The sequence below is a fragment of the Romboutsia weinsteinii genome, assembly GCF_002250835.2.
GTDB lineage: Bacteria > Bacillota > Clostridia > Peptostreptococcales > Peptostreptococcaceae > Romboutsia_A > Romboutsia_A weinsteinii.
Genome location: NZ_NOJY02000036.1, coordinates 14,898 through 28,575, shown reverse-complemented (window position 1 = coordinate 28,575; position 13,678 = coordinate 14,898). Strand labels below are relative to the sequence as shown.

The window sequence follows — 13,678 nt, the reverse complement described above, 5'->3', positions numbered from 1 at the left end:
CAATACATGATACAGTTCATGAAATGTGTAAAGATGAAGCTAGACATGGTAAAGCATTCTTAGGATTATTAGAAAGACACTTTGGAAAGCAAGCTTAATTTTAAAATATACAAAAGGCTACCTTTAAAATAGGTAGCTTTTTTGTGTCTAAAATACATATTTTTTCTGAATAGATGAGTTTAAATATACAATCTGATATAATGTTATTTTATAAATAAATATTAAGATGAGGTGAATTTAATATGTTATATAAAGATCAAATTGAACGCTTTACACCATTAACAGAACAAGAAGAAAATGATAAAAAAATTATTATAGAATATATAGACAAATTTAATCACAATGTTTTATTGAGAGAAAATGAGATAGCACATATTACAAGTTCAGGATTCATAATGAATCCTACAATGGATAAAGTACTTATGGTACATCATAATATTTATAATACTTGGGCGTGGACAGGCGGTCATGCAGATGGTGATTCAGATCTACTTTATGTTGCATTAAAAGAAGCAAAAGAAGAAACAGGGATATGTAATATCAAGCCTCTAAGCGAAGAAATTGTGTCTATTGATATATTACCTGTATATGGACATGTAAAAAAGGGCAACTATGTAAGTGCTCATCTTCATTTATCTATAGCATATGTGTTAATATCAGATGAGGACGAAGAGCTAACTATAAAAGAAGATGAAAATAGTGGAGTTAAATGGATAGCTATAGATAAAATTAGTGATTTTAGTAATGAACCTTATCTTATTGAAATCTATAAAAAAATAATACTAAGAGCTAAAAATATATAACTTTATTAAGAAAATCTATAGGCAGAATATGTCTTATATTGTAAATTTTTATTTAGATTTACAATATAAGACATATTATATAGAATTCAAATAAAATTATAAATACGGGGGCATTAACATGATTAAAGAAATGATAGCAGCAGTTAGTGTAAGCAAGATTCAAAAAGATGCAGAAGAATTATATAGAAAAGGTGATTACTTCTGTTCAGAATCTATAGTAGCATCTATAAGAAGTAATTTTGAATTGGACATGCCAGAAGAGATGATAGCAATGGCTTCAGGATTCCCAATTGGTATAGGGAGATCTAAATGTGTGTGTGGAGCTGTTTCAGGTGCAATAATGTGCATAGGATATTTCTTTGGAAGAAAAACGGGGGCAGATCCTAAAGTAAATAGGACATTAGAGTTAGCAAATGAAGTGCAAGAAAGCTTTAGAAAAAATCACAGAGTTTTATGTTGTAGTGTACATACTAAAGGAATGGATATGGGATCAGGTGAGCATAAAGAGCAGTGTATAGCATTTACAGGTGAAATGGCTAGAAAAACTGCTGAAGTAATAGTTAGAGAATTAGATATAGTTAATTTAGATGACTAAATTAACTATATCTAATTAAAAAGACTTAAGTATCTTAAAGGACTTAAGTCTTTTTTGTGTTGAGGGTTTTGTGATTATATAATCTTAGCTAAATTATAATTTAGTTTTAAGTAAGTGAATTTTATAGGATAAAAAAATAAAAACTCCAAAAAATAGTAGATGAATTCTATTTAGGAGGAATAACATTATGAAGTCTACAAGAAACTTTATAAAGTCATTAACGATAATAACTATAGGAATAGTAATTATGTATTTCATAAAAGAAAATAGCTTCTTACGAATTGGAGATATAATACAAAATAATTTATCTCAAGTTCTTAGAACTGTAAAAATAACAGAAGAAAATAGTAAGGTAAATTATAAAAATATAACATTGAATATAAAAATGCCAGAGGTACATTATGAAAATAAAGATGTAGAAAGATATATAAACACATACATAAGAAAAAATGTTAATGAATTTGTAAATGAGCAAAAACAAATTAGTGAAATTACTAATAGAAAATCCAAGACTAGTGTTTCAGTTGGATATGATATTGCATTTGAAAATAAAAAATTATTAAATATTGTAATATACAGAGATATAAAACTGGAAAAGGATAAATTTAAACTTGAAAAAGATAGCTATATATTTGATTTAAACACAGGTCAAAGAATTTACCTAGATAATTTTCTAAAAGAGAATGATGATTATAATCAAGTCATAGAAAATTATATAAATAATTATATAGATGAGAAAAAAATAAAATTAGATAAAGATAAAATAGTTGTAGATAAGTATACCAATTATATTCTATCTGATGGTGGTATAGATGTTTATTTTAATCCATATAAAGATAGTGAAAATAAAGTAGACTATGAATTTAAAGTACCCTATGAAGTATTTAATAATATAAAGATGATAGAAACCAGTGAGATAGTTGCAAATGTAGATACTCAAACAATAACCAATAATAATAAATATATAAATAGCGTGATAAATATACCTATAATAATGACTCAGAATAAAGATATTGAAAGATCTATAAATGATAGGATAAAAAATGATATTATGCAAGATTATAATAAATCTCAAGAAGAAGCTAAAGCTTATATAAAGGATTATCCTGAGGGAGAGGTAAAGTTTGTGGCAAATACAGATTTTGAGGTCAAAAAAAATAGTGATAATATGCTTAGTATATTAGTGAAATACTATAAGTATAGTGGTGGAGCTCATGGTTATTATGAAAATATAGCCTATAATATAGATATGAGAGATGGAAATATATTAAAATTAAGTGATTTGTTCAAAACTCAGGTAAATTACAAAGAAGTTATAAATAAAGAGATAAGAAATCAAATAGAAGATCTAGGAAAAACTGACAAAGAAAATGTAGGGATATATCAATTTAATAGCATAAAGGATGATCAAAAGTTTTATATACAGGATGATAACTTAGTAATATATTTTGATTTATATGATATAGCTCCTTATGCGGCAGGAATTCCAGAGTTTTTGTTGAATATTAATAGTATAAGTCATATTTTGAAATATGAGTATATAGAATTTTTTAAATGATAAATTGGGGGAAATTATTGTGTTACTTTTAAACAAAGAAGATATAAAGAATGTTTTTTCTATGAAGGATGCTATAGAGGCAAATAAAGAAGCTTTTACAATTTATTCTAAAGGTAAATCTGTGGCTCCACTTAGAACCAATATACCAGTTAAAGAACAAGAAGGTGTTATGTTGTTTATGCCTGGGTATGTTTCAGATTTAGAATGTGCAGGTTTAAAAATAGTTTCAGTTTTTCCTAAAAATATAGAAAAGAATAAACCCGTAACTCCAGCTACAGTTATGCTTATGGACGCAACTACAGGAGAAGTAAGCTCTATACTAGATGGAACTTATATAACTCAGCTTAGAACAGGAGCAGCTTCAGGGGCAGCTATTGATGTTTTAGCAGTAAAAGAAGCCAAGATAGGTGCATTGATAGGCACAGGTGGTCAAGCTGAGAAGCAACTAGAAGCTATGCTAGTTGCAAGGGATTTAGATGAGGTTAGAGTATATAGTAGAAATAAAGACCAAAGAGAATCTTTTGCAATCAAAATGAATGAAGAGTTTGCACATTACAATACAAAGATAATCGCTGTTGAATCTTCTAATAAAGCTATACAAGATGCAGACGTAATAATTACTGTTACAACATCTACTACACCAGTATTTGACGGCAACTTAATTAAAAAAGGAGCATTAATAAGCGGAGTAGGATCATACTTACATAATATGCAAGAAATTGATCCGGTAGCATTAACTCGTGCATCAAAAATATTTTTTGAATCAACAGATGCAGTATTAGCTGAATCTGGAGATATATTAATACCATTAGAGCAAGGTTTAGTAAGTAAGGAAAATATAAGTGGAGAATTAGGTAGTGTAATAACAGGAGATATTATAGGAAGAGAAAGTGATGATGAAATAATAGTATTTAAAACTGTTGGAATAGGAGTTCAAGACGTAGTTACTGCAAAGAGAATATATGATAAAGCAATAACTAATAAAATTGGAATAGAGTGGAATTAGAAAATACCTCAAAGTACTATAGCTTAGTACTTTGAGGTATTTTATTAAATTGTAGGGTTTAATGATGCTATTTTAGTAGTAGCAACATATACTCGAGAAATCTCATACCAAGTTTTAAAATCTACTACACCTGTTTGAGGCAGGCCAAAAATACCTTGGAATGTTTTAACTGCTTCAGCTGTAGATTCGCCATATATTCCATCTTCCTTTACTTTAGGAATAGCTGGATAGGATTTGGATATGGCATTTAACTGATTCTGTATAGTTCTAACATATTTATTGTTAGACCCCACCTGAAGAGTTTCGTTAGGGTATGAAACAGGAACACCACTTACTACAGGAGCCTTTTCCAAAACTATTTCTCCTCCGTAGAAATTTTTCAATATAGCTTCATAATCATATCCTTGATCACCTAGATCTTTACTTCCCCACTGAGTCATTTGATTAGGACATTGAGATTTTTTACCATCACAATACTGAGCTAAAAGAGGTTGCCTAGCAGTAGGAGGTCTTTTTATAAAAGTATTAAATATATCATCTACTATTACGCTAATATTTTCAAATATATTTCTGTTATAAATAAATTTATGATCGTAAGCGGTAGAAGAAGTTATTGTAAAATTATATCCTTTATTTCTGTACCACTCTGTAAATACTCTGTTTAAAGTGAAGGAAATTATAGCTATAATATTAGCGTATATTGTCTGATCAGGCCAAGTTGAATAGATTTCAGAGGAGGCAACATTTTTAATATATTCTTTGAATGGAACCCAATAATTTTGTGCACCAGTATTTTCTGGCAAACCATCGTGAACAACTATAAATTCTGGGACAACAGGATTATCTAAGACAACAAATCCAGAAGGTGGTGGTAATGGTTTTAAATCACTTTCTGGAATCTTTGGAGGGTAATTTCCCCAAAGTGTATTTGCATCAATCTCATAAACAATTTCATTTTGTCTTGAATAAGATCTTCTAGATCTTGCCTTAGGAACTAATGGTATACCCTGTCTTGCTTGAATAGTTGGGAATAATTGAGTTCCGTCTATAATTATTGTTTCGTAGCCATCAAAAATTACCTCGACTGTATACTCGCTATAGGGTCTCACATCTGAAGGTTGCTGAGAATAAATAATATCTGGTGCAGGAAGTACTAAATTAGTTACTTGACCGGATTCATTCGTAATCAAATTTTGAAATAAAGTAGCCTGAGCTTCACCGCTGCCAGGAGTTGTATATATATTTATAGTAGCGCCTTCTATAGGTCTGTTAGTAGTAGAATCAATTACACTAACCGTTAAAAAACCATCTTGCATAAAAAATCACCTCTCCTTTAGATAGTTTAAACTTATGCTATATAACATTATATGAAGATAGTTCTTATTTTGTTAAGGGAAATGGAAATAATATATATTGAATCTTAATAGAGAGGAAATTTTTTATGAAAATAGAGATATTAGTATTAGCATTAGCACCAATAATAGCATGTTCATTGTGGTTATATATAAAAGATAAATATGAAAAAGAGCCTATAAGACTTTTAATAAAATATTTTTTAATAGGAGCGCTTATGAGTTTTATTGGAATTGGATTGGAGGAATTTTTAGTAAAGATAAATATATTTGATGGTTATTACTACATAATATATATGTCATTTATCGTGGCAGGACTTACAGAAGAGGGTCTAAAGGCAATAGCATTAATACCTAATTTATTGAGAGAAAAAAACTTTAATGAAAAGCTAGATGGAATAATATACTCAGCCTATTTATCATTGGGATTTGCAACTATTGAAAATATAATATATATACTTTTTGAAAAGAGCTCACAAGCTTTTCAGGTTGGGTTGATAAGAGCTGTAATATCTGTGCCTACGCACATGATGTTTGCAATTGCTATGGGGTATTATGTGTCAAAGTACAAATATGAAAATAATAAAAATAAAAAAAGAGAATATATGGTTATGGCATTATTAGTTCCTATTCTTTCTCATGGTGCATTTGACTTTATACTTATGGTAGCTTACAAATGGGCTATTGTATTGTTTATAATTTATTTGATTTTTTTATGGAAAATAAATTTAGATAAATTAGATGATTATGTTGATAATTCAAAAAAGAGATTCTTTAGACGTAAGCATCATAGATAAAGACTATATAGGTTTTAGAATAAATAAATGTGTTATTAATAATACTAAGTAGTAAGTTATTTTTAGGAGGAATCATATGGCTTATTTAGAAAAAAATCAAGAATATGTAATATATAAATTTTTACAAAGATATGATTATGATGCAGTACTAGATGTATTAGAAGAGGCAGAGATAGAAGATGGTGATTTATACTACCTATTAGAATCATGCAAGTACTCGGTTAATTTTGACTTTGATAAAGCGCTAAAAAGTGTTAATAAAATGAGTGAAAGAATGATTCAAAAAAGAGAAATACGAAATCTTATAACTAATTTAAATAATTTAAAACTAGGCGAACCTGAAGATATATTATCAGAGCTGATAGAAAATATAAAAATTCAAATTGTAAATGAAGAGTATATAGATTTCCTAGGTAGACTATATAGATTGAAAGAAGCTTTATTTAAATATATATTTGTAAGCACTAAAGAATCAAAAAACTATAAAGTATGTATGCACGGGTATATGGTATCTAAGAAAAATATTTTATACACTCTAAAAAAGAAGTATAATATATATAATGGGAATTTAATCCATGCAGTCACTGTTTATACAAATAGACACGTTAAAAATACGAAAAGAATGGAAAAGGTCTTAAATATATTAAACAGTGAGAGACTAGAGAACTTAATAAAAATTAGAAATGAAAGTCCAGTCGGCCATGGATTTAAAGGAGTTAGTAAAGAAGATATTGAACATATATATGGAAATCCGATGGAGGTAACTAAGGACTTGGTTAAAGCCTGTGAGTTATTGGATATAGGGATAAAAATGGATAAATATGATCATATCAATGATATAGCTATACAATTAATAGGCAGCTATACTAAGTATCAAAGAGGAGATGGTGTGAGTGAGTGATAAATTTAAAAAGGAAGCTATTGAATGGGTGAAAATAATTGCTACAGCATTAGTATTTGCATTTATTATTACTCAATTTATAAGACCTACTTTAGTAAGAGGGGAATCAATGTACCCAACACTAGAAGAAAATGATTATCTGATAATTAATAGAATGTCTTATAAGATGGGAGAACCTAGGAAGGGTGATGTAATAGTATTTAGTACAGACCTATTACAAGATGATGGTACACCTAAAGATTTGGTTAAGCGTGTTATAGCTGTAGCTGGAGATCATATTAAGATACAAGATTCAAAGGTATATGTAAATGATAAGCTTGTAGAAGAATCATATATACATAATGCATATACAGAAGGTAATATAGATCAAGTTATCCCTGAAGGTAAAGTATTTGCTATGGGAGATAATAGAGAAAAAAGTTTAGATAGTAGATATGAAGAAGTAGGATTAGTAGATGATAATAATATAATGGGGAAAGTTATGATAAGATTATTCCCATTTAATAAAATAGGAACGATTAAGTAGGTATTACTATGAAGATTGGGATATCATCGCTGTTATTTAATTTACAAGAGGGTTTAGATTTATGTGAGAATATAAAAGACATAAATCATATAGAAATAGGATTAGATAATTTACAAGACTGTATAAAATTACTTAATTATAAGGATAGAATAGAAAATCTAGGGCTATCAGTAGGTATTCATCTTCCTATGGAGTTAAACCCATGTGAAAATATAGATTATATGAGAAAACAATGGGTAAAATTTATAAAGGAAATGGATGACCTACTTATAGATTTTGATATAAAGTATTATAATTTACATTTAGGGTATGTGATAAGTAATAGATTAAAAAATAATAGAAATAAATATTTAGATAATAGCGTAGAATTTTTAAAAGGAATAAATATAAGAGATAATATAAAGATTTCTATAGAAAATACTTATTCAAAATATGGGGATTTATCAAATATAGGAAATACTTGCTATGATTTTGAATATATACTTAATAAAATTGATACACCAAATATTTGTTTCTGCTATGATACTGGCCATTACTTAATCAATAAGGATAACTATATAGAAAGATTAAGTGATAAGATTCAAATAATTCATCTAAGTGATAATGATGGAATTAATGATATACATGTAGGTATTGGAAATGGTGTATTAGAAATATCTCATATAAAAAAGGTTTTAAAATTAAAAGCAGAATATTTAATTTTAGAGATTGATTATAATCATATTAAGGATACTATGGACACCATAAATCTTATAACAAAAGAGGTATAAATACCTCTTTTTCATGTCTATAGAAGAAAGGATGATGTTATGAGTAGTTTAAAATTAGACCTAAAAACCAGTGGGGGAGAATATAGTATAGATATTAAAGCATCTAGTGTAAGATTAGAAGATCTAGTTAAAGATATTCAAAATGATGCTAAAGGGTATATAAGCCTTGGAGTCATAGACAACAAGTTAAGGGAATTAAGCTATGAAGTAAGCTCAGATTGTAAAATAAGATTTTTAGATACTACGAATACAGATGGATTAAGAGTGTATGGAAGAACTACATCATTTATTTTTGTAATGGCATGTAAAGAATTATTTGAAAATGTCAGAGTTACAGTTGAACATTCTTTAGCCAATGGTATCTATTGTGAATTACACATGGATAAAATATTAGAAGAAAAAGATGTAGAAGCTATTAAAAATAAAATGAATGAAATAATAAATAACAACTATGATATAGAAAAAATAACAATTACCAAAGAGGAAGCTGAAGACATATTTAATAAAGAAAATATGCATGATAGAGCAGAATTATTAAGATATAAGGAATATGATGATGTAAAGTTATATAAATGTAGAGGACATATAGATCATTTTTATGGATATATGCTACCGTCAACAGGATATATAAAAGTATTTGATTTAAAATTATACAAAGGCGGAGTTGTACTTTTAGGTCCTAGAGATGATGATAAATCTAGACCCAAAGACTTAAAACCACAAGAAAAACTTGCAAATATATATAATGAAGCAGAACAATGGTCTAATCTTATGGGAATAGATAATGTACTATCTCTTAATGAACTTATAGAAAATGGTAATTACGGTGATATGATTAGAACCGTGGAAGCTCTCCATGAAAAAAAGCTTTCTCAAATAGCAGATACTGTAAAGGAAAATGGTAAGAGGATAATATTAATAGCGGCACCATCATCTTCAGGAAAAACTAGTTTTGCTCATAGGCTATCAATACATCTAAGAGTGAATCATTTAAAGCCAGTATCAATATCTTTAGATGATTACTTTGTAGACCGAGAAGATACGCCTTTAGATGAATTTGGAAATTATGATTTTGAATCCATATATGCAATTGACTTAGAAACATTTAACTCAGATTTAAAGAAACTTTTAGATGGGGAAGAGATAAAAGTTCCTAAATTTAATTTTAAAACAGGGAAAAGGGAGTATTCAGGAAAGACATTAAAAATAAGCTCGGATCAACCTATAATACTAGAGGGGATTCATGGATTAAATCCTATGCTAACATCGTCCATACCTGATGAAGATAAGTTTAAGATATATATAAGCGCTCTAACTCAAATAAACTTAGATGATCACAATAGAATACCTACTACAGATCTTAGATTAATAAGAAGAATGGTAAGAGATTTTAATTTTAGAGGATATAGTGCCGAGAGAACTATAACGCAATGGGAATCAGTAAGAAGAGGAGAACGAAAAAATATATTCCCTTATCAAGAAGAAGCTGATATAATTTTCAACTCAGCATGTGTGTATGAGTTGTCAGTATTAAAATACTATGCTAAGCCTCTATTAGAAGAGATAGACCAAACTAATCCTATTTATATAGAAGCAAATAGACTGCTTAAATTCTTACAGTACTTTGTAGAGTTAAAGGATATTTCTGATATACCGCCTACTTCTATATTAAGAGAATTTATTGGTGGAAGCAAAATAGTAGATTAATATATAAACAGGGGGGATATTTCAAAATAAATTTTTGAGATAATCCCTTTTTATAATTAAACAAAGGAGAAAATATATGAAAAATATATTAAAAGAAGTTTTAGAAGAAAGTAAGAAATATACAGAAGAAGGAAATGTGGCATCTTACATACCTGAATTAAAAAAAGCAAATAGAGATGATGTTGGGATATGTATAATTGATAGATATAATAATATTTATACAGAAGGGAATTATAGCACTAAATTTACTATACAAAGTATATCTAAAGTAATAGTACTTGCAATGGCTCTTATGGATAATGATTGGTCTTATGTTTTTTCGAAAGTTGGAATGGAACCAAGTGGTGACCCTTTCAATTCAATTATGAAACTAGAGACTAATGATACTAAGAGACCAAATAATCCTATGATAAATGCAGGAGCGATAGTAACAACCTCTCTTATAAAAGGTGATTCAGCAGAAGAAAAAGAGGCAAGGATGTTAAATTTCTTTAGGAAATTAGCTAAAAATGATAGTTTACAGATAAATTATGATGTATATAAATCTGAGAAGTTAACTGGAGATAGAAATAGAGCTATGGCATACCTTTTAAAGAATGATGGGTTTATAACAGGTGATGTAGAAGAAGTACTGGATTTGTATTTTAAGCAATGCTCTATAGAAGTGGATACTGTTGATTTAGCAAGAATAGGTATAAATCTTGCAAGTTATGGTGTGGATATAGAAACTGGTGAAAGACTAATTAGAAAAGATATATCTAGAATGGTTAAGACGTTTATGGTTACTTGCGGTATGTATGATGCATCTGGAGAATTTGCTATAAGAACTGGAATACCTGCAAAATCTGGGGTTGGAGGAGGGATAGTTGCTTCAGTACCTAATACAATGGGAATAGGAGTATACGGTCCGGCACTAGATAAAAAAGGTAATAGTGTAGCTGGAATAAAAATATTAGAAGACTTATCTAACAGATTGGAACTAAATATATTTTAAAATATAGAATTTTTTGACAACTATACTCACTTCATATATAATTAAGTTATAATAAAATAAATTTTTTTTAGGGGTGGGGGGAATGAAAGAAGTACTTGTACTAAGAGATTTAGAGTGTATAAAAGCGATAGCACACCCTCGCAGGATAGACATTCTAAAAACGTTTAATAAAGAACCATTATCAGCAAAGCAACTATCCCAATTGCTAGATGAACCTCATGCAAAAATTAACTATCATATTAAGACTTTATATAAAGTTGGAATTTTAGAATTGGTAGAAGAAAAAATCAAATCCGGTATAGTCGAAAAATATTACTACCCAAGAGCTAAAAATATAGTTATTGGTAAAACTATTCTAGACTTTTCACTGGATACTGATGAAGAAAAAAAAGAGTTATGTATATCTAAATTTAGTGATCTAAGTGAAGTATTTTATAGAGCAGCAGAAGAAGATATATTGGAAAGTAATAATGTTATAGACTATCATAATATTTCTCTTACACATAATGAAATTAATGAACTAAATGAGGTTATGAAACTAAAGTTAGAAGAGATTTTAAATAATAGGGAATATAGAATTGATGACAGCAAGTATGATATAGCTGTAGTTGCTATACCTCTATTAAATTCTTTATCGGGGGACGAAGAATCGGTGAATAAAACAGAATGTAATGTATAATAAGTGTCAACATTTGTTGATACTTATTTTTTTGGGTATAATTAAATATATAAAAAATAATTACAACCATAAGGAGAAAAATAATGCTTATAATAGGACCACATATATCAATAGCAAAAGGATTTGCAAAGGCGGCTGAAACAGCAGTAGATATAGGAGCAAATACATTCCAATTCTTTAGTAGAAATCCTAGAGGTGGAAATGCTAAAGCTTTTGACGAAAAGGATATAAATAAATTCCAACAAATAAGAAAAGATAATGACTTTGGTCCGCTTCTAGCTCACGCGCCTTATACTATGAACCTTGGAGGGAGTAAAGATGAGGTTTATGAATTTGCTAGAATGGTAATAAAAGAAGACATACAAAGAATGAACTCATTAGGTATAGAGTATATGTGCTTCCATCCAGGTAGTCATGTAGGTGGAGGAATTGATTTTGGAATAGAAAGAATTATCGATGGTCTAAATGCCGGAATAAAAGGAGATGAGGATCTGACTATACTTCTAGAAACTATGTCAGGCAAAGGTACTGAAATAGGATTTGACTTTAATCAATTAAAAAGAATAATTGACGGCGTAGAACATAATGAAAAGATAGGTGTATGCTTAGATACATGCCATGTATTTTCAGCTGGATATGATATAGTAAATAACTTAGATGGAGTACTAGAAGAATTTGATAAAATAGTAGGAATAGATAGGTTAAAGACTATACATTTAAATGATAGCTTAATGCCATTTGGAGATAAAAAAGATAGACATGCAGTAATAGGAGAAGGAAAAATAGGATTAGAGGCAATACTTAATTTCATGGAACATCCAAGTATTAAAGGATTACCTTTCTTCTTAGAGACACCTCTAGAGGATGAAGGTCATAAAAAAGAAATAAAAATGCTAAAAGATATACTGACTAGTAAGTAAAAATTATATATAATTGAAAATATATAATTTGAAAGTCAGGTGAGGGTGTAATGAGATTTTTAGGAAAAACTGATATGAAGATAAAAAGAGTTGGATTTGGTGGAATACCGATACAAAGAATAACTCAAGAAGATACTAATGAGGTTATTTGTGAATTAGAAAATCAAGGAATTAACTTTATAGATACAGCAAGAGGTTATACTATAAGTGAAGAATATATAGGCCACTCATTAAAGGGAAAAAGAGATAAGTTTTACTTAGCTACTAAGAGTATGAGTAGAGATTATGAGGGGATGAAAAATGATATAGAAGTTAGTTTGAGAAATCTTCAAACAGATTATATAGATTTATATCAGCTTCATAATGTCAAACCCGAAGAATATGATATGATTTTTAATGAAGATAAAGCTTATAGAGCTTTATTAGAAGCGAAAGAAGCCGGTAAAATTAAAAATATAGGAATAACTGCTCATAGTCTAGATACTATAGAAAAAGCAATCAGTGGAGATAGATTTGCAACTATTCAATTCCCATACAATATAGTTGAAGATCAGGCAGATGAATTATTTAAAGAAGCTAATGCAAAGGGGATAGGTATAATAGTAATGAAGCCTCTTGCAGGTGGAGCACTAAATGACGCTACACTAGCAATAAAGTATATACTTTCTAAGGAATATATAGATGTAGCTATACCGGGTATGGATAGTATAGAACAAGTGAAACAAAATGTAAATGTATTAGAAAATCTTAATCTTACTTATGATGACAATAAGAAAATAGAAGAAATAAGAAATACTCTAGGTAGTAGATTCTGTAGAAGATGCGAATACTGCTTGCCTTGTCCAGTAGGTATTAATATACCTGCAAATTTCCTAATGGAGGGATATTATACAAGGTATAACTTAAAGGAATGGGCAAAGGAAAGGTATGCAGCGCTCGATTTCAAAGCGAGTGAATGTATAGAGTGTGGGTTATGTGAAACAAAATGTCCATATGATCTTCCTATAAGAGATATGTTAAAAAATGTATCGCAAAAGCTTGGATAAATAAATCTAGATAATATATAAAAA

14 protein-coding genes and 1 pseudogene are annotated in these 13,678 nt (G+C 28.9%); 14 read left to right on the top strand and 1 reads right to left on the bottom strand.

The window, feature by feature from the left end; all coding sequences use genetic code 11:
• From CHL78_RS21520 to CHL78_RS15170, 5 genes and pseudogenes are all read left to right on the top strand, one after another.
• A pseudogene (locus tag CHL78_RS21520) lies at positions 1 to 98 on the top strand (NADH peroxidase); the annotation flags it as partial.
• A gap of 144 nt (positions 99 to 242) precedes the next feature.
• Positions 243 to 803 carry an NUDIX hydrolase gene (locus CHL78_RS15185; protein ID WP_094367154.1) on the top strand — a complete coding sequence of 187 codons (561 nt, stop codon included), beginning with the start codon at positions 243 to 245 and terminating at the stop codon, positions 801 to 803.
• Between the two features lie 118 nt (positions 804 to 921).
• Complete coding sequence (locus tag CHL78_RS15180; RefSeq protein ID WP_243446457.1) at positions 922 to 1,398, top strand: C-GCAxxG-C-C family protein; 477 nt, start codon at positions 922 to 924, stop codon at positions 1,396 to 1,398.
• Positions 1,399 to 1,585: 187 nt separating this feature from the next.
• Positions 1,586 to 2,956: a DUF3298 and DUF4163 domain-containing protein gene (locus CHL78_RS15175; protein ID WP_094367153.1), complete on the top strand. Its 1,371-nt coding sequence runs from the start codon at positions 1,586 to 1,588 to the stop codon at positions 2,954 to 2,956.
• A 19-nt stretch (positions 2,957 to 2,975) separates the two neighbouring features.
• On the top strand, positions 2,976 to 3,962 hold the full coding sequence (locus CHL78_RS15170) for an ornithine cyclodeaminase family protein (RefSeq protein ID WP_116041530.1): 987 nt from the start codon (positions 2,976 to 2,978) through the stop codon (positions 3,960 to 3,962).
• Positions 3,963 to 4,006: 44 nt separating this feature from the next.
• On the opposite strand, the gene sleC is transcribed toward CHL78_RS15170, so the two are convergent.
• The gene (gene sleC / locus CHL78_RS15165; RefSeq protein WP_116041528.1) at positions 4,007 to 5,278 is read right to left on the bottom strand and encodes a spore cortex-lytic germination protein SleC; all 1,272 of its coding nucleotides are present in this window, start codon (positions 5,276 to 5,278) and stop codon (positions 4,007 to 4,009) included.
• A gap of 125 nt (positions 5,279 to 5,403) precedes the next feature.
• Here sleC and CHL78_RS15160 point away from each other — a divergent pair, with 125 nt between their 5' ends.
• From CHL78_RS15160 to CHL78_RS15120, 9 genes are all read left to right on the top strand, one after another.
• Positions 5,404 to 6,111, top strand: coding sequence for a PrsW family intramembrane metalloprotease (locus CHL78_RS15160; RefSeq protein ID WP_094369266.1), 708 nt, complete (start codon positions 5,404 to 5,406; stop codon positions 6,109 to 6,111).
• Positions 6,112 to 6,187: 76 nt separating this feature from the next.
• Positions 6,188 to 7,012: a hypothetical protein gene (locus CHL78_RS15155; RefSeq protein ID WP_094369267.1), complete on the top strand. Its 825-nt coding sequence runs from the start codon at positions 6,188 to 6,190 to the stop codon at positions 7,010 to 7,012.
• The gene (gene lepB / locus CHL78_RS15150; RefSeq protein ID WP_094369268.1) at positions 7,005 to 7,538 is read left to right on the top strand and encodes a signal peptidase I; all 534 of its coding nucleotides are present in this window, start codon (positions 7,005 to 7,007) and stop codon (positions 7,536 to 7,538) included. Before CHL78_RS15155 ends, lepB begins: the two co-directional genes overlap by 8 nt.
• 8 nt (positions 7,539 to 7,546) lie before the next feature.
• On the top strand, positions 7,547 to 8,308 hold the full coding sequence (locus CHL78_RS15145) for a sugar phosphate isomerase/epimerase family protein (RefSeq protein ID WP_094369269.1): 762 nt from the start codon (positions 7,547 to 7,549) through the stop codon (positions 8,306 to 8,308).
• 39 nt (positions 8,309 to 8,347) lie between these two features.
• Positions 8,348 to 10,015, top strand: coding sequence for a nucleoside kinase (locus CHL78_RS15140; protein ID WP_094369270.1), 1,668 nt, complete (start codon positions 8,348 to 8,350; stop codon positions 10,013 to 10,015).
• 76 nt (positions 10,016 to 10,091) lie between these two features.
• Positions 10,092 to 11,009 carry a glutaminase A gene (gene glsA / locus CHL78_RS15135; RefSeq protein WP_094369271.1) on the top strand — a complete coding sequence of 306 codons (918 nt, stop codon included), beginning with the start codon at positions 10,092 to 10,094 and terminating at the stop codon, positions 11,007 to 11,009.
• A gap of 82 nt (positions 11,010 to 11,091) precedes the next feature.
• A complete protein-coding gene (locus CHL78_RS15130; protein ID WP_094369272.1) occupies positions 11,092 to 11,688 on the top strand; it encodes an ArsR/SmtB family transcription factor in 597 nt (198 codons plus the stop codon).
• Positions 11,689 to 11,771: 83 nt separating this feature from the next.
• Positions 11,772 to 12,608: a deoxyribonuclease IV gene (locus CHL78_RS15125; RefSeq protein WP_094369273.1), complete on the top strand. Its 837-nt coding sequence runs from the start codon at positions 11,772 to 11,774 to the stop codon at positions 12,606 to 12,608.
• Positions 12,609 to 12,658: 50 nt separating this feature from the next.
• Positions 12,659 to 13,654, top strand: a complete 996-nt coding sequence (locus CHL78_RS15120; protein ID WP_094369274.1) for an aldo/keto reductase — start codon at positions 12,659 to 12,661, stop codon at positions 13,652 to 13,654.
• The last annotated feature ends 24 nt before the right edge of the window (positions 13,655 to 13,678 follow it).

Excerpts from the sequence above, each read along its gene's own strand:
- CHL78_RS15185 (WP_094367154.1), top strand. The coding sequence starts at position 243 with ATGTTATATAAAGATCAAATTGAACGCTTTACACCATTAACAGAACAA.
- CHL78_RS15180 (WP_243446457.1), top strand. The coding sequence starts at position 922 with ATGATTAAAGAAATGATAGCAGCAGTTAGTGTAAGCAAGATTCAAAAA.
- CHL78_RS15175 (WP_094367153.1), top strand. The coding sequence starts at position 1,586 with ATGAAGTCTACAAGAAACTTTATAAAGTCATTAACGATAATAACTATA.
- sleC (WP_116041528.1), bottom strand. The coding sequence starts at position 5,278 with ATGCAAGATGGTTTTTTAACGGTTAGTGTAATTGATTCTACTACTAAC.
- CHL78_RS15160 (WP_094369266.1), top strand. The coding sequence starts at position 5,404 with ATGAAAATAGAGATATTAGTATTAGCATTAGCACCAATAATAGCATGT.
- CHL78_RS15155 (WP_094369267.1), top strand. The coding sequence starts at position 6,188 with ATGGCTTATTTAGAAAAAAATCAAGAATATGTAATATATAAATTTTTA.
- CHL78_RS15145 (WP_094369269.1), top strand. The coding sequence starts at position 7,547 with ATGAAGATTGGGATATCATCGCTGTTATTTAATTTACAAGAGGGTTTA.
- CHL78_RS15140 (WP_094369270.1), top strand. The coding sequence starts at position 8,348 with ATGAGTAGTTTAAAATTAGACCTAAAAACCAGTGGGGGAGAATATAGT.
- glsA (WP_094369271.1), top strand. The coding sequence starts at position 10,092 with ATGAAAAATATATTAAAAGAAGTTTTAGAAGAAAGTAAGAAATATACA.
- CHL78_RS15130 (WP_094369272.1), top strand. The coding sequence starts at position 11,092 with ATGAAAGAAGTACTTGTACTAAGAGATTTAGAGTGTATAAAAGCGATA.
- CHL78_RS15125 (WP_094369273.1), top strand. The coding sequence starts at position 11,772 with ATGCTTATAATAGGACCACATATATCAATAGCAAAAGGATTTGCAAAG.
- CHL78_RS15120 (WP_094369274.1), top strand. The coding sequence starts at position 12,659 with ATGAGATTTTTAGGAAAAACTGATATGAAGATAAAAAGAGTTGGATTT.